This is a genomic window from Polynucleobacter sp. IMCC30063 (assembly GCF_021395235.1).
Lineage (GTDB): Bacteria > Pseudomonadota > Gammaproteobacteria > Burkholderiales > Burkholderiaceae > Polynucleobacter.
Window position 1 is genome coordinate 363,592 of the sequence record NZ_JAJVCQ010000002.1, and the last position, 22,138, is coordinate 385,729.

General features: G+C 43.5%; 21 protein-coding genes. 9 read left to right on the forward strand and 12 right to left on the reverse strand.

Annotated elements, in window-relative coordinates:
• Positions 1-81: 81 nt before the first annotated feature.
• Both LZG75_RS06440 and LZG75_RS06445 read left to right on the forward strand, forming a co-directional pair.
• Positions 82-753 carry a M15 family metallopeptidase gene (locus LZG75_RS06440; protein ID WP_233936394.1) on the forward strand — a complete coding sequence of 224 codons (672 nt, stop codon included), beginning with the start codon at positions 82-84 and terminating at the stop codon, positions 751-753.
• Positions 754-835: 82 nt separating this feature from the next.
• Positions 836-1,513: a hypothetical protein gene (locus LZG75_RS06445; protein WP_233936398.1), complete on the forward strand. Its 678-nt coding sequence runs from the start codon at positions 836-838 to the stop codon at positions 1,511-1,513.
• Between the two features lie 96 nt (positions 1,514-1,609).
• Here the strand turns inward: LZG75_RS06445 and LZG75_RS06450 are convergent, their stop codons facing one another.
• Positions 1,610-3,247: a thiamine pyrophosphate-binding protein gene (locus LZG75_RS06450; RefSeq protein ID WP_233936408.1), complete on the reverse strand. Its 1,638-nt coding sequence runs from the start codon at positions 3,245-3,247 to the stop codon at positions 1,610-1,612.
• A gap of 164 nt (positions 3,248-3,411) precedes the next feature.
• Between LZG75_RS06450 and LZG75_RS06455 the strand changes: the two genes are divergently transcribed.
• Complete coding sequence (locus LZG75_RS06455; RefSeq protein WP_233936410.1) at positions 3,412-4,191, forward strand: ABC transporter substrate-binding protein; 780 nt, start codon at positions 3,412-3,414, stop codon at positions 4,189-4,191.
• Between the two features lie 26 nt (positions 4,192-4,217).
• On the opposite strand, the gene araD is transcribed toward LZG75_RS06455, so the two are convergent.
• Together araD and LZG75_RS06465 are read right to left on the reverse strand one after the other, a co-directional pair.
• Positions 4,218-5,987 carry an L-arabinonate dehydratase gene (araD, locus tag LZG75_RS06460; RefSeq protein WP_255698808.1) on the reverse strand — a complete coding sequence of 590 codons (1,770 nt, stop codon included), beginning with the start codon at positions 5,985-5,987 and terminating at the stop codon, positions 4,218-4,220.
• Positions 5,980-6,909, reverse strand: coding sequence for a tripartite tricarboxylate transporter substrate binding protein (locus LZG75_RS06465; RefSeq protein ID WP_233936412.1), 930 nt, complete (start codon positions 6,907-6,909; stop codon positions 5,980-5,982). Before LZG75_RS06465 ends, araD begins: the two co-directional genes overlap by 8 nt.
• Before the next feature lie 108 nt (positions 6,910-7,017).
• Between LZG75_RS06465 and LZG75_RS06470 the strand changes: the two genes are divergently transcribed.
• The 3 genes from LZG75_RS06470 to LZG75_RS06480 are packed head-to-tail and all read left to right on the forward strand — an operon-like array spanning position 7,018 to position 9,545.
• Positions 7,018-8,079: a malate/lactate/ureidoglycolate dehydrogenase gene (locus tag LZG75_RS06470; RefSeq protein ID WP_233924058.1), complete on the forward strand. Its 1,062-nt coding sequence runs from the start codon at positions 7,018-7,020 to the stop codon at positions 8,077-8,079.
• Positions 8,080-8,111: 32 nt separating this feature from the next.
• Positions 8,112-8,879 (forward strand): HpcH/HpaI aldolase/citrate lyase family protein, encoded by a 768-nt coding sequence (locus tag LZG75_RS06475; RefSeq protein ID WP_233936423.1) that lies wholly within the window; start codon positions 8,112-8,114, stop codon positions 8,877-8,879.
• Between the two features lie 33 nt (positions 8,880-8,912).
• On the forward strand, positions 8,913-9,545 hold the full coding sequence (locus tag LZG75_RS06480; protein ID WP_233936425.1) for a bifunctional 2-polyprenyl-6-hydroxyphenol methylase/3-demethylubiquinol 3-O-methyltransferase UbiG: 633 nt from the start codon (positions 8,913-8,915) through the stop codon (positions 9,543-9,545).
• Between the two features lies 1 nt (position 9,546).
• On the opposite strand, the gene LZG75_RS06485 is transcribed toward LZG75_RS06480, so the two are convergent.
• The gene (locus tag LZG75_RS06485; RefSeq protein WP_233924061.1) at positions 9,547-11,154 is read right to left on the reverse strand and encodes an MFS transporter; all 1,608 of its coding nucleotides are present in this window, start codon (positions 11,152-11,154) and stop codon (positions 9,547-9,549) included.
• Positions 11,155-11,276: 122 nt separating this feature from the next.
• On the opposite strand from LZG75_RS06485, the gene LZG75_RS06490 reads away from it, so the two are divergent.
• Both LZG75_RS06490 and LZG75_RS06495 read left to right on the forward strand, forming a co-directional pair.
• Positions 11,277-12,140 carry a phytanoyl-CoA dioxygenase family protein gene (locus tag LZG75_RS06490; RefSeq protein ID WP_233936427.1) on the forward strand — a complete coding sequence of 288 codons (864 nt, stop codon included), beginning with the start codon at positions 11,277-11,279 and terminating at the stop codon, positions 12,138-12,140.
• A gap of 30 nt (positions 12,141-12,170) precedes the next feature.
• Complete coding sequence (locus tag LZG75_RS06495; RefSeq protein ID WP_233936435.1) at positions 12,171-13,184, forward strand: tripartite tricarboxylate transporter substrate binding protein; 1,014 nt, start codon at positions 12,171-12,173, stop codon at positions 13,182-13,184.
• 22 nt (positions 13,185-13,206) lie between these two features.
• On the opposite strand, the gene LZG75_RS06500 is transcribed toward LZG75_RS06495, so the two are convergent.
• The 8 genes from LZG75_RS06500 to LZG75_RS06535 all read right to left on the reverse strand — a co-directional run bounded on the left by LZG75_RS06500 (position 13,207) and on the right by LZG75_RS06535 (position 20,029).
• The gene (locus tag LZG75_RS06500) at positions 13,207-13,923 is read right to left on the reverse strand and encodes a ribonuclease activity regulator RraA (protein WP_233936436.1); all 717 of its coding nucleotides are present in this window, start codon (positions 13,921-13,923) and stop codon (positions 13,207-13,209) included.
• Positions 13,924-13,949: 26 nt separating this feature from the next.
• A complete protein-coding gene (locus tag LZG75_RS06505; RefSeq protein WP_233936437.1) occupies positions 13,950-15,095 on the reverse strand; it encodes a mandelate racemase/muconate lactonizing enzyme family protein in 1,146 nt (381 codons plus the stop codon).
• Between the two features lie 18 nt (positions 15,096-15,113).
• Positions 15,114-16,103, reverse strand: a complete 990-nt coding sequence (locus LZG75_RS06510; RefSeq protein ID WP_233936438.1) for a tripartite tricarboxylate transporter substrate binding protein — start codon at positions 16,101-16,103, stop codon at positions 15,114-15,116.
• 1 nt (position 16,104) lies between these two features.
• Complete coding sequence (locus LZG75_RS06515; RefSeq protein ID WP_233936439.1) at positions 16,105-17,106, reverse strand: tripartite tricarboxylate transporter substrate binding protein; 1,002 nt, start codon at positions 17,104-17,106, stop codon at positions 16,105-16,107.
• A 16-nt stretch (positions 17,107-17,122) separates the two neighbouring features.
• A complete protein-coding gene (locus LZG75_RS06520; protein WP_233924073.1) occupies positions 17,123-18,352 on the reverse strand; it encodes a CaiB/BaiF CoA-transferase family protein in 1,230 nt (409 codons plus the stop codon).
• Positions 18,353-18,363: 11 nt separating this feature from the next.
• On the reverse strand, positions 18,364-19,242 hold the full coding sequence (locus tag LZG75_RS06525) for an enoyl-CoA hydratase-related protein (protein ID WP_233924074.1): 879 nt from the start codon (positions 19,240-19,242) through the stop codon (positions 18,364-18,366).
• Positions 19,243-19,351: 109 nt separating this feature from the next.
• On the reverse strand, positions 19,352-19,489 hold the full coding sequence (locus tag LZG75_RS06530) for a hypothetical protein (RefSeq protein WP_233924075.1): 138 nt from the start codon (positions 19,487-19,489) through the stop codon (positions 19,352-19,354).
• Between the two features lie 27 nt (positions 19,490-19,516).
• Positions 19,517-20,029: a hypothetical protein gene (locus LZG75_RS06535; RefSeq protein ID WP_233924076.1), complete on the reverse strand. Its 513-nt coding sequence runs from the start codon at positions 20,027-20,029 to the stop codon at positions 19,517-19,519.
• A 236-nt stretch (positions 20,030-20,265) separates the two neighbouring features.
• On the opposite strand from LZG75_RS06535, the gene LZG75_RS06540 reads away from it, so the two are divergent.
• On the forward strand, positions 20,266-22,138 hold a 1,873-nt coding region (locus LZG75_RS06540; protein WP_233936440.1), incomplete at its 3' end, for a S8 family serine peptidase.

The window sequence follows — 22,138 nt, forward strand, 5'->3', positions numbered from 1 at the left end:
TTGTTCTGATAGGATAGGCGGAGTATGAAAATCTTTATCGAGATTTAATGCGCTAACCTAATGTAAGATGATAAGGATCTTATGCGGCATAGCATCGCCATAATTATTATCAACGCATTACTTGTTTCTATCGCATGGGCAATTCCCGATGGATTTGTTTATGTTGATCAGGAAATTCCTGGCATTCGGGTTGGGTTAAGGTATGCCAGCAGCAATAATTTCGTCGGGCGGCCTATTAACGGCTATGTTAGTCAAAGGGCCGTCTTAACTAAACCAGCAGCTAAAGCACTTGCTGAGGTTCAATCTGATCTCAAACCATTTGGTCTGGAATTATTTATTTTCGATACTTATCGACCACAAAGGGCGGTTGATGACTTTATCGCTTGGGCAAAAGATCTAAAAGATACGCGTACAAAAACGAAGTACTATCCTAAAGTGGCAAAAGAAAATTTATTTTCGGAGGGCTATATTGCTGATCGCTCTGGCCACAGCAGGGGAAGTACGATCGATTTAACGATTATTTCATCAGCTTCGCCATTTCGACCTCTCAATATGGGCACTAATTTTGATTTCTTTGGGCTAGAGTCATGGCCAAAATATATTGGTGTATTGACAGAACAAAGGGCTAGCCGACTGTTGCTGAGAACGCTCATGCTCAAACATGGTTTTAAGCCATACGAGATGGAATGGTGGCATTTCACCTATGAAAAGGAGCCATTTCCCGAGACCTATTTTGATTTTGTTGTTGATTAAGCGCCCTGATCATGCGTCTGTTACTATTTATATAATAATTGAATTTCTAAAGGCCAGATTGCCACATTTTTTAAAGTCTTTTATGATTTTGGTAGTCATTGGCGTAAGCTCCAATGGCTTTGCCCAGTCACGTTTTGAGGATAGCTTTACTCAAATGGGCGTGGGCTATGAAGTCTTAAAGTTTTCCTTTACAGGCGGAACGATTACTGAACCTCCACTTCAGGGTGTGCCTTATACCGCTTCTGCTCCCAATTCGAATAGCCTAACCTTCTCGGCTGCTACCGGCTATAGTTTTTTATTGCATCCCAATTTCTTATTGGGCTTTGGCGCTGAATATAATCTGGTGGATTCCAAAAGCTCTACTTACACGATTACCGTTCCAGGTGGAAGTGGCAGTGACCAATTTAAGCAAGGTAGCGCTACTAATTGGGTATCTGCTATCAAGAACCAAGATTACAGTGTATATGTTGCGCCTGGATATCCTATTGGGCTTGATAAATTGGTTTTTGCCAAGTTAGGTTATGCGAGTACTCGAATGTATTCTGGGGGTGGTGATTACGATATGGTTAGGGGGCCCTTAGTTGGACTAGGCTACAAACAAGTGATTGCCGATTTTGATTGGATTATTAAAGGCTATATCTATGGCTTTGGCGAAGCAAACTACATTAAATATAGTAATGTTTATACCTCTGGTGGAACTGGATCATACTCTGCTACTGCAGCCAATGTTCGCGTAGGTTTGGGCTTTCTGTGGAAGTGATGTAAATAGGTCTCTGATTTTGGGATCTAAAGCAAGACGACCAAAATCATCAATATTTTTTCTGAAGGCTTTATTGTGGGCGTGCCTTAACTTTATTTAGACACGCTTTTTAAGCGCAGAAGTTAAGCGCAATAAACCTGGGCTATATTTTCCCAAGGGTACGCAGGCCCGAATAATACAGAGTTCATCTAAAGCAGTTGCCTTAGTCAATGCAGAAAATAATTCATCTTCGGTTTTGCATAAGAAACCTTTGCCAGTGCCCAATACGGTTGGTAGTTCTTCAGAGCGCAATGAGGCAATATCATTAAAGGGGCCGTCCATCATGGGTCTTTGAGTGCCATAACCTTGGTTATCAACAACTATCACTAGTGGATTTACCCCGTGAAATACCGAAGAAAGAACCTCTAAGCCTGTCATCAAAAAGGCGCCATCTCCGACTAATACCAAGGGTCTGCGGGTAGCATCGGCGCGAGCGGCGCCCAAAGCTGCTGGCACCGCATACCCCATGGTAGCGTAATAGGCGCTGGCAAGCATTAGAGATTGCGCTGGCAGTTCTATCGAGCCAAATAAACAATCTCCTGGCTCAACAATTAAACGCATTTTATTATCAAGAAAGATCGATACGCATTCCATAATTCTTTCAACCACGAGACCTTGGCCAGCAATTGGAATAAAAGTCATTGTTTTATGGGTGACATGCCCATATTCTTTGTAACCTCTAGCGCTAGCTGCCTTAATTAAAGCAGGTAAGAAGGCCCACAGCGGAACGTCTTGATAGGTGCGAAAACCAATACTCACTTGGTAATCCGTACATTCGATTACCTGACCGCGATCTAGGTGATCGGTAAATGCACCCATTATTAAATCGGCATATAAAACCCCAAACATAATCAGAGGTTTTGCATTTTCTACTTGTTGAACAATGGCTGGTGCGCTAACTGCCCCCATATAAACACCCAAAGCTAAGGGATGGGTTTCTGGTACTACCCCCTTAGAAACAGAGGTGGTTGCCATTGGCACCTCAAAATTTTCCATGAAAGCTAGTAGCTCTTTACCAAGTCCGCGCCGCACCGCCATTAAACCCGCAATAGCCACTGCATCACCTGCACCCTCTAATAGTTGCAATGTTTCTGCTACTGCAAGTTCTAAACGCTGTGGATGGACTTTAGGCAACTCGATCGATAGATCCTCTAGGCAATCAAGCACGGGAACGTCAACCATATCTCGGGGAATTTCAATGTAGCCAGGACGTTGATTTGCAATCATGGCTCCTAGAACACGATCTATTTCCGCAGTCACGGTTAAGGGGTTTGTCAGCACGGCCTGGGCGATGGTGATATCTTTAAATACCTCAAGTTGGGTGTCAAAATTTTTAACCTTGTGATGCAGTAAAGGGTCCCCCTGTCTTTCAGATAATCCTGGAGCACCACTTAGCACTAAAAGTGGTACATTTTCCGCCCAGGCCCCAGCCGTAGCATTCACTACTTTAAAGCCGCCCACCGAATAGGTTACGGCACATACCCCAAATCCTCGGATCCGCGCATAAGCCTCAGCTGCAAATGCTGCGCCTTGTTCATCGGTAGTTACTAGTATTGGAAAGCCACAGTGGTGGAGTTGAGCAAATAACTTCAGAGCATAATCTCCAACGATTCCAAAACCCTCATCAACCGCCAGCTCTTTAAAACGACGTATGAAAAACTCCGGAATTGTTGTCATGGTTTGCGCTGTTGTCATATGGGCCATAAGGGTTAGGTTGGTCTAGTCTAAAGCAAATCAAGGTAAAAAAATGAGCTATTTAGCCTCCTTACCCCTTAAAATAAAGCAAAAAATAGAGCTAAGCCTAGTTACGTAAATTTGTCATAATAAAACTACATTTGCTCCTCACTTTGAAAGTAATCATGAAAACTAAACTATTCTTAATGCTTGCTGTATTAGAGTTTTTTGCATGTGCAGTATTTGCGCAGACAGGCAGTGTTTGTGAGGCTTTGGTTATTACGGGGCACCCAGCTTACCCGCCAGTAGCCTGGGGGGCTAATGGAAAAATTGTGGGCGCTTCAGCTGAATTAGTGACGACTATTGCCCAGCAGCTGCAAGTGAAGAATATCAGTTCAGTTGACTTTGGGTCTTGGCAAAAAGCCCAAGATGCTATTAAAGAGGGTAAAGCAGATATTATTTTTGGTATCTATAAAGATTCATCAAGAGTTGCTTATATGAATTACATTGATCCACCGTATATGCAAGACCCAGTTGCTATTGTGATTCGTAATGGTGATTCTTTTAAGTATGCCGAGTGGGGTGATTTAAAGGCCAAAAAAGGAGTAACAAATTTAGGCGAAAGTTACGGCAATGATTTTGATACCTATATTGCACAAAATTTAACAGTGGCGCGTGCTAATGGAGTAGACAAAGCTTTTGAGGCGTTATTAAAAAAGCAAGCCGATTACCTTATTATTGGTCGCTATCCAGGTAAGCTGGAGGCAAAGAAATTAAATATCCTTACAAAAGTTGATTTTTTGCCGAAAAATGTGGTTTATGGAGAAATGTATGTCGCTTTTTCGAAGAAATCTAAATGCTACAACAGCCTACAGGCTGGCTTTTCAGAGGCAATTAAAAAAGCCGTTAGTGGTGGCAAGATAGAGATGTTGCTGGAGCAGGCTAATAAACAGTTTTATAAATAAGCAGTGCTATTAATCTTAAATCTGTTTCAATGAATTTCTGGTTCACTGCCTTTGCTGCGCTTCTGTGAATTTTCAGCATTGCTAGCATGTACTTGGGTTTCTAAAAAATCAAAATCACAGCCATTATTGGCTTGTTGAATGTGTTGTAAATAAATCTTACCAAAGCCCCGCTCAAACTTAGGAGCTGGTGCTACCCATGCTGCTTTGCGTTTGGCCATTTCCGCCTCAGAAATCAAGACATTTAATTTGCGGGCGGGTACGTCTAATTCAATGAGATCGCCATCTTGTACAAAAGCCAAGGGCCCACCAATATAAGCTTCGGGAGTGACATGCAAAACACATGCGCCATAACTAGTCCCGCTCATACGTGCATCAGAGATACGCACCATATCGCGCACTCCTTGTTCTAAAAGCTTTTTAGGGATAGGTAACTGCCCCCACTCTGGCATACCAGGCGCCCCTTGTGGGCCAGCATTTTGCAAAACAATTACTGAATTAGCATCGATTTCTAAATCGGCCGAATCAATGCGTGCAGATAAATCGTCATAGTTTTTGAATACGACCGCTTTACCAGTATGTTTTAGCAAGTGAGCTTCAGCAGCTGGGGGCTTGATAACTGCGCCATCTGGGGCCAGATTTCCTTTTAAAATTGCCAAGCCGTCGCTTTTTACCAGTGCTTTATCTGCCGAACGAATGACATCATCATTGAATACCTTGGCATCAGCGATTAGCTCGCCGATGGTTTTACCATCAACGGTTTGCTCAGCAAGACTTAAGAAGCCGGTCAGTTGCTTGAGTAAAGCACGTAAACCACCCGCATAGAAAAAATCTTCCATGAGATATTTGCCCGAAGGTCTTATATTCGCAAGGACAGGGATTTTGCGTGCTAATTCGTCAAAGCGTTCTAAGGTGAGCCCAAAGCCCGCACGTTTGGCAAGAGCAATTAAATGCACTGCGGCATTAGTAGAGCCCGATAAAGCTAAGGTAGTCATTACAGCGTTATCAAAAGAGCCGGCAGTGAGAATGTCAGATGGTTTTAAATCTTCCCAAGCCATTTCGACAATGCGTCTGCCTGTTAAGGTAGCCATTTGCGCATGTCTTGAATCGGGGGCCGGAATAGATGCATAACCAGATAAACATAAGCCTAGCGCTTCAACTGTACTTGTCATGGTAGATGCGGTACCCATGGTCATACAATGACCAGCTGAGCGTGCAATACCATCCTCAATTTCGCCCCAGTCGGCCTCGGTAATATTGCCCGCCCGTAATTCATCCCAGTATTTCCATACATCGCTGCCGCTACCCAAAAATTGACCGCGATAATCACCACGTAACATCGGGCCAGCCGGCAGAAAGATGGCGGGAATGTTCATACTAATTGCACCCATCAATAGAGCAGGCGTTGTTTTATCGCAGCCACCCATCAAAACGCACGCATCTGCTGGGTAAGAACGTAACAACTCCTCTGTTTCCATTGCGAGCAGGTTGCGATACAACATGGTGGTCGGTTTTTGAAAGGGCTCGGATAAACTCATGGCGGGCATTTCTACTGGGAAACCGCCGGCCTGCCAAATACCTCTTTTTACTTCTTCAGCGCGCTGACGAAAATGGCTATGACATGGGTTAATATCACTCCACGTATTAATAATAGCGATGATCGGTTTGCCGGCATAATCGCTGCGGGTATAGCCCATTTGCGCTGTGCGCGAACGATGCGCAAAGCTACGCATATCTTTAACGCCATACCAGCGATGACTACGGAGCTCTTCTGGTTTTTTGCGATTTGCTTTACTCAATTTTGGCACCTGACTCTTTAATAACAGCGACCCACCGATCGTTTTCGGCTTTAATAAATGCGGCAAATTCACTTGCCGATCGTTCGGTTATAGGCGTACCCGCTTTTTCAAAGCGCTCGCGTACTTCAGGATTTGCTAAGGTTTTCTTGAGAGCAGCTTGCAATTTTTGCACTACATCTTTAGGCATATTTGCTGGACCAACTAAACCTTGCCAACCTGAAGTTTCTAATTCTGCATAGCCCGATTCGCGAACCGTTGGAACATTAGGTAAATCTTTATCTCTAGTAGAGCTAGTAATGGCAATCGCTTTGAGGTTACCAGACTGAACTTGCGGCACTAAGATGCCAGTAATATCAATCAAGATATGGGTTTGACCTGAAATTAAGTCGACGATGGCTGGTGCAGAACCTTTATAGGGAACATGTGTGAGTTTGATGCCGCCAACATTATTCAGTAACTCACCATTTAAATGGGTGATGGAGCCATTGCCACCAGAAGCAAAATTGGCTTTGCTCGGATTCTTTTTAGCCCACTGAATAAATGTTTTAAGAGAGTCTACGGGTAGCTCGCGTGGGACAACGGCTAGAAAATAAGTAGAAACAATTTGCCCAATGGGGGTGAAGTCTTTTAAGGGATCGTAAGGTTTTTTTGCCATCATATTGGGCGCTAAAACCATTGGACCAATATTAGCCACCACTAAGGTATAGCCGTCGGGAGCAGCTCGTGCTAGCTCGGTTAGGGCAATGACACCAGCAGCACCGGGCTTATTCTCCACAATAACTTGCTGTCCCAAGGCCTCGCCAAGATAGGGCGCAATGAGACGCGAGGTAAAATCTAGGCCACCACCTGGGGGAAAGCCAACAATGAGCTTGATGGGTTTGTTAGGATAGTTTGATTGCGCATAACTAGGCAAAGTCTGCATGAGCAACGCAATTACTACTAAGAATGGTAATCTACACCGATTAAACATTGTCCCCCCTTATTTTTTTATTATGCTAGCACATTCTAAGCAGCAATAAGCTCTATCACTATGCCAATATTTCAAGCCGAAGATTTAAAAACTAAAATTGTTCAAATTATTACGGCTACTGGTAGTTCTGAGGTTGAAGCTTTGCGGGTTTGTACCAATCTAATTCACGCGAACCTAAAAGGGCATGATTCGCATGGTGCTGGGATGATTCCGCGCTACGTGGAATCATTTGTAGAAGGCTCTTTGCAGCCAAACCAATCGGTTCGAGTGAAGAGTGATTTAGGCAGCTTGTTGGTGCTTGATGGCCAGCAAGGTTTTGGTCAGGTCGTGGGCGAAGAGGCTATGGTGATGGGAATTGCTAGAGCCAAAAAATTAGGTAGTTGCATTTTATCCTTATCGCGTGCTCATCACTTAGGCCGTATTGGACATTTTGCTGAAATGGCGGCGGCAGATGGTTTGGTGTCGATTCATTTAGTCAATGTTCTATCTGCACCTGTTGTAGCGGTATGGGGTGGGGGTATTGGTCGCCACGGTACTAATCCATTTTGTATTGGTGTGCCAATTGCTAACCGTGCGCCATTCATCCTAGACTTTGCTACTAGTCGCTCAGCCCAAGGCAAGATGCGGGTGGCTCATAATGCAGGTAAATCAGTAAGCCCTGGGTATTTAATTGATCAGCAGGGCTTGCCGACTACCGATCCTGGCGTAGTAGTAAGGCCCGATGCGGCTGGCAATTTGGGCGCGCTGATGCCTTTTGGTGAACACAAGGGTTCGGGCTTGGCCATTGCCTGTGAATTATTAGGTGGAGCATTAACGGGCAACGGCACTTGGAAGCCGCCGAAAGTAAAAAAACGCGCCATTTGGAATGGCATGTTATCCATTTTAATTAATCCTGCTAGCATGAGCTCTAAAGAACAATTTGACCTAGAAACGAACTCTTTTATCGACTGGGTATATCAAAGCCCAGCTAGCGAAGCGGGTGTGCCGGTTATGCTAGCTGGTGAGCCCGAACAAAAAATGATGGCTCAACGCATTAAAGATGGCATTGAGATTGATGATAAAACTTGGCAAGATATTTGTGAGGCAGGTAAAAAGGTTGGTGTTAATTTAAATTCAGTTTAATTCTGAGATTGGTTCAATAAATTGGAGAACGTATGCAGCACGTTACAACTTCACTGAAGTCAAAGTTACAGCAAGGTAAGAGTATTGGAGGCGCATGGATGATGACGGTTAATCCCGCCTTTGCTGAAATTGCATCGGCAGTTGGCCTCGATTTTGTGGTGGTTGACATGGAGCATGGCGCAATTGGTCTAGCAGATTTACCTGGCATATTGCGCGGCTTTAGTCGCGAAACTACCGCGCTGGTACGCGTGCCTTCTGCCGATCCTAGCCTCATTGCTCGTGTTTTAGACCGTGGTGCCCACGGCGTGATGGTGCCTCGGGTTGAAAGTGTTGAAATAGCTTTAGAGGTAGCACGCGCCGCAAAATTTCCGCCTCAAGGCGATCGTGGCTTAGCTCTACCCGCGCTGAGAGCCTCGGCTTATGGAACCAATGCCGACTACCGCAATAATGCAAATAGAGATACTTTGGTGATTATTCAATTGGAGTCTCTGAATGCAATGAATTTAGCCTTGGAAATTGGCGGCTTGCCAGAAGTTGATTTAGCTTTTGTAGGCCCAACTGATTTATCGGCCAATTTAAATTTAGAAGGGCCAGATCATTTTATTGAGTTAAACCAAGTAATCGATGCAGTTGTCGCTAAATGCAAGTCGGCCAAAATTCCAGTTGGGATTATTCCCTTTGCTGGCAGAGCTATTCCCGAGCTTAAACAGCTTGGGTTTCAAATGATTGTGGCTGGCAGTGATGTGGGTTTCTTAAGAGATTCAGCAGTTAATTTGAAGAAAATCCTCGATTCGAATTAAATTATTGAAACTCGAAATAAATTGGCTGAAATGATGGGTAAGGTACCTTTAACTGCTACAGAGCTAGCTGAAATAGCTACTAAAACTGTAGATCATTACAATATTAATGCGGATGATTTTTTTGCAGGTACGCGTGATCACGATGTCAGTCAAAATATTGCAGCTCTACTAAAAGCGATTAAAGGAGCTGGTCCTTTTCAAATTTTAGATTTTGGCTGTGGTCCTGGCAGGGATTTGCAAGCATTTACTGCACTCGGCCATCAAGCAATTGGACTAGAGGGCAGTACGCAAGCGGCTGCAATAGCCCGTAAATTTAGTGGCTGTGAAGTTTTGGTGCAAGATTTTTTTAATCTACAACTGCCAAATGATTATTTCGATGGCATTTTTGCCAATGCCTCGCTATTTCATGTACCCAGTCAATTATTGCCAAAAGTTCTGGATAATTTATTCGCTACCCTAAAACCGCAAGGTATTTTATTTAGCTCTAATCCAAGAGGTACAAATGAAGAGGGCTGGAACGGTGATCGCTACGGCTCTTATCATGATCTAAAGGCTTGGCAAGCGTATTTATGCGCAGCCGGCTTTACCGAGGTAGATCATTTTTATCGGCCACCGGGCTTACCGCGTGATCAGCAGCCTTGGCTGGCAAGCGTTTGGCGTAAATAAATTATTTTTTCAGGCTTGAGGCAATACGGCGAGTTACTTTTGGGGGCGCAATATCAATGTGGTGGCGATGTCGCTCTTCCTGCATATTCAGATCATCCGCAGTAAAGCGATCAAAACGACGTAAATAGTCGGCCCACGTTTCAAATACATAGAACTCTACAAATTTACCGGTATGTTCGGCGTCTTCGAACAAGCTCCATGAGAGCGCCCCTTGGCGGAGACGCGACTTTCTGGTGCTAGCCATCAATTTCTTGAATGTATCATTTTGGGTAGTGTGGGTTTGATACTCAATCGAAATCATCACTGGGCCCTCACTTGGATCAATGTTTCGAGATGGGTGTGGACGCTCTAATGGACATACCGGGCTCATATCTTCTTGATGCAAACCTTCTACTTGCAATTTACGAACTGCGATTAAGGCGACAATGCCAAAGATTGAACTTAAGCCAATGCTGATGCTAACGTCAGTTTCAGTGGCAATTTTGCCCCAAATGGCTGCGCCTAATGCGCTGCCCCCCATAATACTCATTTGGTAAAGTGACATACCCCGCGCTCGAACCCAGCTAGGTAAACAGAGTTGAGCTGATGTTGTTAGCGAGTTGGCTACACTAATCCAGGCAATGCCACAAATGAGCATGAAGACCGAAGCAAGCCATAAATTGAGCGATAACACGACGGCAGCTGAGCTAACTGATAAAAGAATAATTCCATAATTGGCTAATTGATTCGTGCTCAGATGTATTTTTAAACGAGGTAGTTGGGAGCCTGCAATAACAGCTCCCAAGCCTAAACACGACAGCAATAAGGTAAAAATATGGGCATTACCCTGAAAATGATCTTTAGCAATAACGGGCAATAGGGCAATGAGTCCAGTTGACTGCAGAAAAAATAAGAAAGTACGAATAAAAATGGCTTGTAATTGATTTGATTGGCGCACATATTGCAAGCCGACGCGCATGGCGCCAAAAAAACGTTCGCCGGGTAGGGCAGAAACATAATATTGATATTGCCACCGCAATACTACCCATGAGGTAATGAGTGATAGCACCATATTTAGGGCAAAGACATACTGGCTACCAGCCGTGGCAATAATAATTCCCGCAATCAGCGGGCCGACAATACGCGACACATTCATTGCAATTGCATTTAATGCTAAGGCTGGTTGCAAGGAATCGCGGGGTACTAATTCTGGAACTAAGGCGGCAAAGATGGGCCAGCGCATGGCCAAGCCAATGCCATTGGTAAACGTTAAAAATAAAAGTACATAGGGATTAAGTAAGCCGAAAACCAAGAACAACATGAGAGCAGTTGCATTGGCTGCTAACCATAGTTGGGTAAAGACAAAAAAGTGTTTACGATTCAGAATATCGGCAAGTGCACCACTCGGAATGCCAAGTAGCAGAACAGGCAGACTAGAGGCAGTTTGTACTAAAGCAATTAAGGTTGCTGAAGTAGTTAATGAAGTCATCATCCACGCTGCAGCAACATCATTCATCCACATGCAAATGGTGGCAGTAAGCCATACTAAATAAATTGAACGAAATACTTTAAATTTCAGTGGTGCTAACCACTTTTGTGAAAAAATCCATTTGTCTATGAAGGTGCTCATTTGCTTATGAGACTAAATTGAACTTGAGCTCTGGGGAGATAGAATTGTTGATGCATAGCAACAATATTAAGGCATTGGCGATACGTTTACAATAATAATTATTCAAAGTTTTGGGGATAATTATGCTTAATGCCGAGCAGGTGAAACAATACCAAGTAGATGGCTATGTGGTAATTCCCAGCGTTTTTAAGCCGACTATTGTGCAGCAAATGCGTGATGCGGTCTCGAGAATAGTTGAGTCTTCGCGAACGGTTCAGGACCACAACTCAATCTATGATTTAGGCCCAAATCATTCTGCAGCAAAGCCCTCGGTACGTCGTATTAAGCAACCACACCAGGTAGACCCCATTTTTCAGCAGGTAATGACCGACCCTAATTTATTAGCGATGTTGCAACAATTACTGGGAGAGAGCGTACGTATACGTAACGCCAAACTGAATTTAAAAGAGCCTGGCGGGGGTGAGGCTGTTGAATGGCATCAAGATTGGGCTTTTTATCCGCACACTAATGATGACGTTTTAGCGGTTGGCATCATGTTAGATGATTGCAAAATGGAAAATGGCCCACTAATGATCATCCCTAAAAGTCACCAAGGCCCTACTTATAGTCATCATGACGTTGATGGCTACTTTTGTGGCGCTATGGATCCAACTGCTGACGGAATTAATTTTGCAGCTGCTCGGCCATGTATTGGACCGGCAGGATCGGTATCCTTTCACCATGCGCGTGCAATACATGGTTCGGCCGCGAATACCTCTCCTAGCCCGCGGCGTTTATTGTTATTTGAATTTGCAGCAGGTGATGCTTGGCCCTTATTAAAAAACTATAATTCACTTGCCGAGTTCAACAGTTGGTTACTTACTGGCAAAGCCTCTATTGTTCCCAGAATTGTACCTGCGCCAGTTATCATGCCTTTGCCGCCTGCTGTCAATCAGGGCTCGATTTATGAGAATCAATCGCGCCTAAAAAATAAATACTTTGCATAAAGCAATCTTGTTTCTAATATCAGGAAAAATATGAAAATTAATAACTGGTTCAGCCAGCTTTTTGTTGCCTTACTTGCATTAATATCTTGCAGTGCGTTTGCGCAGGCCGATTATCCAACTCGTTCAGTTAAAATTATTGTGCCATTTCCAGCGGGTGGCACTAGCGATGTGATGGGGCGGATGGTCGCAGATGGCTTAACCAAATATTTTAAACAAACTTTTATCGTAGAAAATATTGGTGGCGGTGGAGGGGTTGTTGGCACTAAGCGAGCAACTGAAGTGCAGCCTGATGGCTATACTTTAATCCTTACGGGAGTTGGCCAAAATGCTGTAGCGCATGGCCTTGATCCAAATGTAAAGTACAACTCAATTACTGATTTTATTCACATCTCGCAAATTCATATCGGCCCTAATATATTAGTGGTCAACCCAAATTCACCTTTTAAAACCTTAAAAGAGTTGGTTGATTATGCACGCGCAAACCCCGGTAAGCTCGATTATGGCTATACCTATGCAGCCTCTGGGCATGTGGCTATGGAATTATTTAAGCAAACCGTTACCGCTTGCAGTGCGCCTAAGAAAAATGAAAAATGTTTACCATTAGGATTAGTTGGCATTCCCTATCGTGGTGGCGGTCCGATGATGACGGCGATTTTAAGTGGTGAGATTCCAATGATGTTTATTAATCAAGATGTAGCTTATCCGCATATACAGGCTGGTAAATTACGTCCTTTAGCAGTAACAAGTGAGAAACGCAATCCGCTTTATCCAAATGTGCCAACCATTGCTGAATCTGGCTTTCCGACCTTTGAAGCTATTTCGTGGTCAGGTTTGAGTGCACCAAAAGGTACTCCGAAAGTGATTATTGATAAGTTAGAGACTGGGATGAATCAGGTGATGAGCACTCCAGAAATAAAACAGCGCATGGAGTCACAGGGGTTTGTAATTCCACCACAGGGTTCAAAGCCTTATACGGAGTTTATTAAGAGCGAAATTCAACGTTGGACTGCAGTAATAAAGCAGGCTGGCATTAAGCCCGAATAATACTTATCCCGCTTTTAATTATTTACCGCTGGTGAGCGATACGCCATTGTTGAAAAGCAATGATATTGGCTGCATCGGTTGGCGGGTAAAGGCCAACGATGCTTTGTCCTGCTAGCACTTTTTCGCTGACAAAATCTTCAAAGGCGGTCATTTCAACTGCTTCATTAGCAATCTCATCAGCTAAATGCGCAGGAATAATGACAACGCCCTCGCCATCGCCAACCACGATGTCGCCCGGATAGACAGCAACATCGCCACAACCAATAGGTACATTAAGATCGATTGCACAATGTATGGTGAGATTGGTTGGTGCACTAGGGCGTTGGTGATAAGCTGGAATTGCTAATTGCGCAATTTCAGGCGAATCGCGAAAGCCGCCATCGCTCACAATGCCCGCAACCCCACGCTTCATTAGGCGAGAAATGAGGATAGAGCCAGCAGATGCAGCGCGAGCATTTTTACGACTATCAATGACGAGTACCGAGCCTGCAGGGCAATCTTCAATTGCAAGTCGTTGGGGGTGCAGCGGGCTCTTAAAAACATCAATGGTATTCAAATCTTCGCGCGCCGGAATATAGCGCAGGGTATAGGCTTCACCCACCATATTGGCTTGGTGGGGATTAAGGGGGTGCACATCTTGAATAAACTGGTTACGCAACCCTTTTTTAAACAAGGCGGTGCATAAAGTAGCAGTACTTACCTTGAGTAATTTATTACGGGTTTCAGGATTTAAGGGCATGTTAATTTAGGGGGATAGTTTAATGTTTAACACAATACGGGGGAATACTCTTTTGAGTGAGCCTGTGTAATTAAATTTATTTCTGGCACTACACCAATACCAATAGGATTTAATTGCTCGATATTTAAGTAACCATTTTCAGCATGCAAGGGCTTTGGACAGATATCAAATTCAAGATACTGATTAGACATACTAAAACCCCAAGGAATCGAGTCAATTGCAAATCCTAAAGAAGCAGTAGCAGCTGCAGAAAGCGAAGTTTCTGCAACCTTACAGGCAAGATTAAGCTTAAGGTTTCGTCGCTTTAATTCATAGGCAGCCTCTAGCCCAGATAATAGGCCTCCTGTTTTTATTAGTTTCAGGCTAGCACCGTCTAAAGCATTAGCTTGATCAAAAAATACTATTTCACTAACTCCATGAATCGATTCATCTAAAGCAATTGGCAATAGCGATTTTGATTTCAGCACAGAAAAGTCATTAAGGGAAGATTGGGTTGATATTGCTTGCTCGACAAAAGATAGTTTGCGAGTTTGCTCAGCACTACAAAAAGTGATTGCATCTTGTAATTTAAATGCTCCATTTGCGTCAGCCGAAATCGTATCTCCATCTAGCAAGTTGCACAAAATTGATACTCTTTCAAGGTCTTCAGCAAGCGGCAGAATGCCAACTTTAATTTTCCAATGCCGATATCCTTGAGCGCGATATCTAGCGGCTTCAGCAATTTCTTTATCTAAAGAACCTCCTAGCATCCGTAATAAGGGCAGCGGACTTGGCTGAGTTTGGGTTTTATTTTTAGCTAGAGTGCGTAGTATTTGCCAAACACTAGTTTCTTGCTCTTGGGCGATAAGATCAATTAAGGCCATTTCGAAGCAAGACTTAACAGAAGTATTGCCATATAAGATTTTACCAAGCGCTATTGAAATTGAATTAAGCTCGGGGATATCTAAACCCTTTAGATGTTCACCAAGATATTTAGCATTTTGCAACAAGCCACCCAAAGTCTCGCCAGTCATTAAGGGAGCCGCCGACGTTTCTCCCCAAGCCTCTTTGCCAGTGTTGGTTTTTAAATAAACTAATAAGGTATTGGCATGCGTAATTGTTTCACCCGACATCTTAATAGGTTCTATTAAGGGAATAGCCAGAGGATAAAGTTTGATATGGCTTATTTTCATCAGGGGGTATGACTTCTATTACTCTACTTGAATATTGTTATCTTTAATTACTTTAGCCCATTTTGCAGATTCTTGAGCAAGAAAGCTTGCGAATTGTGCCGGTGTGTTGGCAATAATTTCGTTTCCTTGTTCAGCCATACGCGCTTGCACGGCAGGATTTTTTAAGGCTTGAGCAAATGCGCTATAAATTTTTTCGATGATGGCAGGTGGCGTTCCAGCGGGGACCAAAATGCCAATCCAGGAGCTCACATCAAAATTAGTTAAACCTTGCTCGCTAGCAGTTAGAAGTTGGGGCAAAGCGGGGGTACGTTTATTGCCTAAAATAGCCAAGCCCTTGAGATTGCCACCTTTAATTTGGGGGATGGTGATGACTGCCCCTAATATAGTTATATCGGTTTCTCCCGATATAGTAGCGGTTAAGGCAGGACCTCCACCTTTGTAGGGTACATGGGTCATGTTAATTCCCAAATTATTTTTGAGTAACTCTGCAGCTAGGTGTCCCGAGCTACCAGCGCCACCACTTGAAAAATTGATGCCATTTGGCCTGCTTTTTGCTAGCGCGCTTAATTCCTTTAAATTATTAGCAGGTAATTTATTTCCGGCTACCAAGAGCAAAGGAATTGAAACTATTTCCATTACTGGAGTTAAATCTTTAAAAGAATCAAATGGAAGATTTTTATAAATGTGAGGGTTAACAGCAAAAGTGTCGTATACCATCAGAATGGTGTAGCCATCCGCTGGTGATTTAGCAACAAAATTGCTGCCAATTGTGCCCCCAGCACCTGATTTATTTTCAATCACAATAGGCTGCCCAAGTATTTCTTGTAGGGATGGGGCCAGCATTCGCGCAATGGCATCTACCGCTCCACCTGGTGCGAGGGGGTTAATAATACGGATCGGTTTATTTGGGTAAGTGCTTGCTGGGTTTGGTTGAGCTATCGTTAGCCCGATCGATTGGCTGAGAATTAAAGCCGTAATAAAGTATTTATAGAGTTTTGATTTATTCATATTAGTCTGCCTTGATATTACCTTCTTTAACAATTTTTGCTAAGCGCAACATTTCTTTTTGAAAAAATACTTGGCTCTCTGTCGGGCTTACAAGGTTCATTACTTCACCCCCATCGCTAGCTACTTTTTCTTTGAAAGCATTTGACCCAATAACCCTTTCAAGTGCTTTATCAAGTTTATTCATAATTGAGTTTGGCACGCCTGCTGGCGCCCATACGGCATAGATGATCGACATTTCATAGCCCTTTAAATTACCAGCCTCTTCAATAGTTGGAGTTTCAGGCAAAAGTTTTGAGCGGGTATTACTGGTAATTCCCAGTGCCATTAACTTACCTGCTTTAACATGAGGTAATGCTAGCCCAAAGGCTGAAAAACTCAGCGGTATTTGCCCGCCCAAGGTATCGGTGATGGCAGGGCCCCCACCTTTATAAGGCACGTGAACCATTTTGATACCTGCTTGAGAGGTAAATAGAGCGCCAGCTAAATGACTTGCGCTGCCATTTCCAAAGCTGGCATACGAAAGACGATCAGGTTCTTTTTTTGCCAAGGCAATTAACTCATTGATATTTTTTGCTGGGAAGCTCGGGTTAGCAACCAAAAGCAGTGGAACAGCAGCTACTACGGCAAGCGGTACGATATCCTTTTCTGTTGAATAGGGCGTTTTACCGTACATGGTTGGATTAATTGCGTGTGAAGTGATGGATTGGAACATTAGGGTGTACCCATCAGGGGCAGATTTGGCAACGAGATCTGCGCCAATCATGCCATTTGCGCCGCCGCGATTTTCTACTACGACTTGTTGCCCTAATATTTGACCTAATTGTGTGGCAATGGTTCGACCAAGTGTATCGGCAAACCCCCCCACGGGCCAAGTAATAATTAATTTAATAGGTCTACTCGGGTAATTGTCATTACCTTGCGCCCAAATTGGCGCTGCAACACAAGCAAATAAAGCAAGACCCACTAGAATTTGTTTGCCAGCAAGACGACCTACATTCACCATTGTGCTCTCCTAGATGTCATACGATAACTTTTTTAGTTTTTAATTCTTGTATAGCATTATTACTTAAATCTAGATATTCCTTTAATAACTCAACAGTATGCTGTCCTAGTAATGGAGGGGCGCGGCGAATTGAGCTAGGGGTGGCATCCATTTTTAAAGGAATTCCTAGCGTTTGAAATTCACCTATCTTAGAATGTTTTATGGTGCGCACCATTTTTTTTGATTTTGTTTGCTCGCCTTCAAGCGCCTGCTTAACAGTATTGACTTGGCCGACAGGAATACCATTTTGGCGCAGTAAGTGAATTAAATTTTTACTAGAAAAATGGATTACTGCTTTAGCAATTAACTCATTAACGTATGCGCGGTGATTAACTCTTGCTGCATTAGTACAAAAACGCTCATCTTGCGCCCATTCTGGGTGCTTTAGTAGTTCCGCGAGTTTCATAAATTGGCTATCGTTACCCACGGCAAGCGCAATCATGCCATCAGAACACTTATAACTTGTATAGGGGACAATAGTAGGGTGGCCATTGCCATAGCGCCCAGATTCATTACCTGTTGCGAGATGGCTATTACCAACATTGGCTAGCAATGCAATAGCTGTGTCGAATAGCGAAACTTCAACTGCTTGCCCTAAACCTGTTCGATAGCGGGCAAGTAAGGCCGCTTGAATTGCATTGGCCGCCATCATGCCAGTTGCTAAATCGACAATGGCAACCCCATACTTAGTAGGCTCGCCTTCAGTTCCCCCAGTAATACTCATTAAACCTGATTCAGCTTGCAAGATAAAGTCGTAGCCAGGTAAATCGGCTTGGGGACCATCACTGCCGTATCCTGTAATTGAACAACGCACTACACGTGGCGCATTTTTTTCAAACCATGCATTATCAAAGCCCCATTTTTCAAGGGTGCCAAGTTTAAAGTTATCTAGTAGTACATCAAATTTTGGAATTAAGGCAGCTAACAATTCTTTTCCACTAGTTTGGGAAAAATCAATTGCCATGCCACGCTTATTACGATTACACCCTAAAAAATAGGCTGACTCTCCGGCCAAAAAGGGTGGTCCCCAGGCTCGGGTGTCATCGCCAGTGGTAATTGACTCTATTTTGACAACTTCAGCGCCTAAGTCGCCCAGCAATTGGCCGCACCACGGGCCTGCTAGCACCCGACTAAGATCCAGTACTTTGAATTCAGCTAAAGCACCTGAGTTGGTAGTGGACAAATCTGCACCGCCTTGAACACTCATGATTAGGTTAATTAATCGCGCATATCTGGTGGAGCATTCAGATTTTTGTGAAAGCCATCTAAATATTCTTCAAGCGCAGCTTTATTTTTCATGCGAAATTTTTGGAAATCAGGTTTACGACCTTCTAAAAAGGCATTCATACCTTCTAAGCTTTCCTCTGAGCCCCATACGTAGGCGAGGAGCTCCATACCATGTTGCCATGAAGCATAAAGCTGATCGGATTCAAAATTTAAACTCTTTTTAGTCATGCGAATAGTTTGTGCACTATTACTTTTAATCGTTTCACACCAAGCGAGGGTTTCTTGTAATAACTCAGACTCTGGAACACATTTATTAATGAGACCAATACGTTCAGCTTCTTTCGCATCAAAACGCTTAGCAAGAAAAATCATTTCGCGGGCAATGCGTTCGCCCACTATACGTGGCAGATATTGTGTGGCTCCAACAGTAGGGCAGGCACCCACTTTAGCGCCAGTTTGGCCAAACATCGATTTTTCAGAGCCAATGACTAAGTCACACCAGAGGGCCAGCTCATGGCCACCACCAACACACCAACCGTTGACCATTGCAATTGCAGGAATTGGCGCGCCTCGAATAGCCATCGCTAAACCAAGCATGCGATCATTCCACATCGAGGCATTAGTGAAGGTAAGACGCTTCATAGCATAAAAGTCTCCGCCAGCTGAGAAGGCTTTATCGCCAGCGCCGCTAAAGACAATACAAGCAATCGATGCATCTTCACGGGTTAGCTTGACGGCATCAATCATCTCATCTAAGGTTTGCTCGCGAAATGCATTGAGTACTCGAGGCCGATTGATCGTAATCCAGGCTACTTGATCTTTAACCTCGAATAAGATGTCTTTATAAGGTTTGGTGGGTTTTAAGCTCATTATTTTTCCTGAGTTTAATCATTAGAGGTTAATGTGGTGGGCGAAAGGTGACTGCATGAAACAAATTTAATCAAGTGTAATGGCGCCAGAATACCGGCCATAAAAATGATTATTGGCCGATAAAGCTACTGCCAGAATTAGAGATATCGTTCTCGTAGTCATCGTGCATGCCACCATCTTTTGCCAGATTAGTTGCACATCCCAGCAGGGGCACTACCAAGAAAATGGCTAGAATAAATTTACGCATGAGATTGATTTGCCTTTATATGGCTAGTTAAGATTTTAAATTATGGGCTTGAGCGTGATAGATGCGAAATGCTTCAGTCATCTTGGCTGAACTTTCATTGGCTAGCTCAATTCGTTTCTTGTTATATTCACCAAAGGTAATTTTGCCTGAATATAATTCTTCAGATAAGAAATTTAATTTAGAAGTGTATTGTTTTAATTCTTCAGCGTAGGCATATCCTAAGCCTGGGGTACGGACATGATTTATAGCAATTTCAGTTTGCAAAGATAAATATTCTTTACGTTTTTCAACTAATATATGCAGTTCATTTTTTTCTGCTTTATCTGCCTTAGATGGATCTGCGAATTGCGCCAAAGTTGTTTGTTTTGGATGGGCGGGAATTTTTTTGCTTAACAAGGGCAGACTTCTTTCGTACCACTCGGCTTGCACTACCGATGCAGCCCTCATTTCTTCTGCATACTTTTTCTGCGCAAAAGCTGAATTGCATAGAAGTGGCGCTAATAACAAGGCTAAAGCGGAAATCAGAACAAATTTTTTCATGTCCACAACCTATATTTGGTTATTAAATTAAAGGAAATTATAGATTAGTGTAACGCACCAATTGCGCTACCTAGGTTCTGGCAAATCAGCGTTTTTACAACTTTTCAGTAGGCCGGGGGTTTCCACCAGTAAAACTCATGGAAATTCAATTTATGGCATTATTGATAAAGGAAGTCTAAAGCTAATTCAATGGGTATTAGCCTTTACTAGCAAGATACAGCCTAGAGGGGGTTGGCTTGAAAAAGACCATTTTATTTTATCTCGTTATTGTTACGCTGGGAACACAGCTCGTATCTTGCGGAGATAACAATAGTACTTCATCTTGTTCTGAAACCGGCCCCTATGCCTGCCAAACAGGAGCTACAGAACCCCTATATACCTATCAATGGGCCTTAAATGCTGCGCAAAGTTTCTTTGCTGGATTTCCCCTTGTTGCCGATGGTTTTACAGATTTAAATGTTGAGGCAGTACATAAGCTAGGCATTAAAGGGCAAGGCATCAATGTCATGGTCTTAGATGATGGGATGGAGATCAATCATATTGATCTGAAAGCCAATATCAATCCGGCAATGACATGGAATTTTGAAACCGGCACTTCTGATTCAACGCCTTCAAATCCAGACGATGCCCATGGCACTAATGTTGCTGGGATGATTGCAGCCGCCCAAAATGGGATTGGTGTCATGGGAATCGCCCCTAAAGCTACGCTGGGCGGAGCAAGATTCGTGGGTTTTGTGACTACTACAAATAATATCCTTGACGCTTACGGTGGCGCAGAATGGTCAAAGGATACGGATGTATTTAATGCATCTTATTCTTCTTCTGCCGTCACAATAACGCCCTCTAGCTATCAAGAGAATCAAGCGCTTCAGAGCTTGCCGAATTTGCGAGGTGGTAAAGGTGCAGTCATGGTTAAAGGTGCCGCAAATGGTTTCGAAGATGAAAAACCAAACTCGACCACAATCTACGATTGCCCACAATTCCAATACGGCAATTCTTTCTATCGCCTTGTCAGTTGTGCAAATCCATCTTCTGATACTGAAACCCTTGAGCTGCCAGTCATTGTCACTGCAGCGGCCAATGCCATGGGCTATAAATCAAGCTACTCCTCGGCAGGCTCGGTGATCTGGATTACAGGGCTTGGCGGAGAGCTGAGGTCAATTGGTAATTACGGCGAGGCAGGTAGCGCAGCCAATAAGCAGGGGCCACAGATTTATTCTACAGATTTAATGGGTTGTGAGCGAGGCTATAGCAAAAATGGGGTGTCTGCAGTTCGTAATCCTCAATTCATGATTGGTGGCTCGCCCATTAATAAAGAAAAAAACCCAAATTGTGATTTTGATCAAATGAACGGCACTTCATCTGCAACACCCACTGTTACCGGAGTTGTAGCATTAATGTTAAGCGCTAATCCGAATTTGGGTTGGCGAGATGTGCGCGATATTTTGCGAAAAACAGCACGGCTTATCGATGTTGATTACGGCAATCAAGGGTATCGCAATCATCAGGTCAATTTAACATTAAACCCGACGATTTCAAATCAAACCAGTAAGGAATTGGTTGATGGACAAACCTCAGCCAGAATTGACTATGGTTGGCAAAAGAACCAAGCCGGAATTTACTATTCTAATTGGTATGGATTTGGACTTGCTGATGCTAGGGCAGCGGTTGAAATGGCTAGGAACTATACAAGCTACAAGCCTTCCGCCTTAGTTCAACCAGAATGGAAAGAAGTTGAGACTAGTTCAGCTATAGAAGAGTCACTTGATTATGGAAAAGTTAAAAAGGTGGGGCAATTTAGCGTAGCAACAAAAGGCGAAATTGATATGGTGCAACTTCAGATGCAAGCAGTAGGAAGCGCGGAGGTTTGTATGGGCAGCGTTGGCATTTTCTTAAAGTCGCCTCAAGGTACCGTCTCTATTCTAAGCACACCCTACAACCTATTTTATAACGACACGGGCAATACAAAAGATCAGCGGGATGGTGGCAAGATTAGCTCACAGACTCTTTATGCTTTAGGCTCATATGCGTTTTATGGCGAAAACCCTAAAGGCGATTGGACGGTGTACGCAGTGAGCGGCACACCATTAGCAGATTCCGAATGCGCAC

What these genes read in the sequence shown, in the direction of transcription:
- LZG75_RS06450 (WP_233936408.1), bottom strand. Translation starts at nt 3,247, where the DNA reads ATGACAACAGCGCAAACCATGACAACAATTCCGGAGTTTTTCATACGT.
- LZG75_RS06470 (WP_233924058.1), top strand. Translation starts at nt 7,018, where the DNA reads ATGCCAATATTTCAAGCCGAAGATTTAAAAACTAAAATTGTTCAAATT.
- LZG75_RS06530 (WP_233924075.1), bottom strand. Translation starts at nt 19,489, where the DNA reads ATGCGTAAATTTATTCTAGCCATTTTCTTGGTAGTGCCCCTGCTGGGA.
- LZG75_RS06445 (WP_233936398.1), top strand. Translation starts at nt 836, where the DNA reads ATGATTTTGGTAGTCATTGGCGTAAGCTCCAATGGCTTTGCCCAGTCA.
- LZG75_RS06490 (WP_233936427.1), top strand. Translation starts at nt 11,277, where the DNA reads ATGCTTAATGCCGAGCAGGTGAAACAATACCAAGTAGATGGCTATGTG.
- LZG75_RS06505 (WP_233936437.1), bottom strand. Translation starts at nt 15,095, where the DNA reads ATGAAAATAAGCCATATCAAACTTTATCCTCTGGCTATTCCCTTAATA.
- LZG75_RS06510 (WP_233936438.1), bottom strand. Translation starts at nt 16,103, where the DNA reads ATGAATAAATCAAAACTCTATAAATACTTTATTACGGCTTTAATTCTC.
- LZG75_RS06495 (WP_233936435.1), top strand. Translation starts at nt 12,171, where the DNA reads ATGAAAATTAATAACTGGTTCAGCCAGCTTTTTGTTGCCTTACTTGCA.
- LZG75_RS06485 (WP_233924061.1), bottom strand. Translation starts at nt 11,154, where the DNA reads ATGAGCACCTTCATAGACAAATGGATTTTTTCACAAAAGTGGTTAGCA.
- LZG75_RS06515 (WP_233936439.1), bottom strand. Translation starts at nt 17,106, where the DNA reads ATGGTGAATGTAGGTCGTCTTGCTGGCAAACAAATTCTAGTGGGTCTT.
- LZG75_RS06475 (WP_233936423.1), top strand. Translation starts at nt 8,112, where the DNA reads ATGCAGCACGTTACAACTTCACTGAAGTCAAAGTTACAGCAAGGTAAG.
- LZG75_RS06535 (WP_233924076.1), bottom strand. Translation starts at nt 20,029, where the DNA reads ATGAAAAAATTTGTTCTGATTTCCGCTTTAGCCTTGTTATTAGCGCCA.
- LZG75_RS06455 (WP_233936410.1), top strand. Translation starts at nt 3,412, where the DNA reads ATGAAAACTAAACTATTCTTAATGCTTGCTGTATTAGAGTTTTTTGCA.
- LZG75_RS06440 (WP_233936394.1), top strand. Translation starts at nt 82, where the DNA reads ATGCGGCATAGCATCGCCATAATTATTATCAACGCATTACTTGTTTCT.
- LZG75_RS06525 (WP_233924074.1), bottom strand. Translation starts at nt 19,242, where the DNA reads ATGAGCTTAAAACCCACCAAACCTTATAAAGACATCTTATTCGAGGTT.
- LZG75_RS06480 (WP_233936425.1), top strand. Translation starts at nt 8,913, where the DNA reads ATGGGTAAGGTACCTTTAACTGCTACAGAGCTAGCTGAAATAGCTACT.
- LZG75_RS06500 (WP_233936436.1), bottom strand. Translation starts at nt 13,923, where the DNA reads ATGCCCTTAAATCCTGAAACCCGTAATAAATTACTCAAGGTAAGTACT.
- LZG75_RS06465 (WP_233936412.1), bottom strand. Translation starts at nt 6,909, where the DNA reads ATGCAGACTTTGCCTAGTTATGCGCAATCAAACTATCCTAACAAACCC.
- LZG75_RS06520 (WP_233924073.1), bottom strand. Translation starts at nt 18,352, where the DNA reads ATGAGTGTTCAAGGCGGTGCAGATTTGTCCACTACCAACTCAGGTGCT.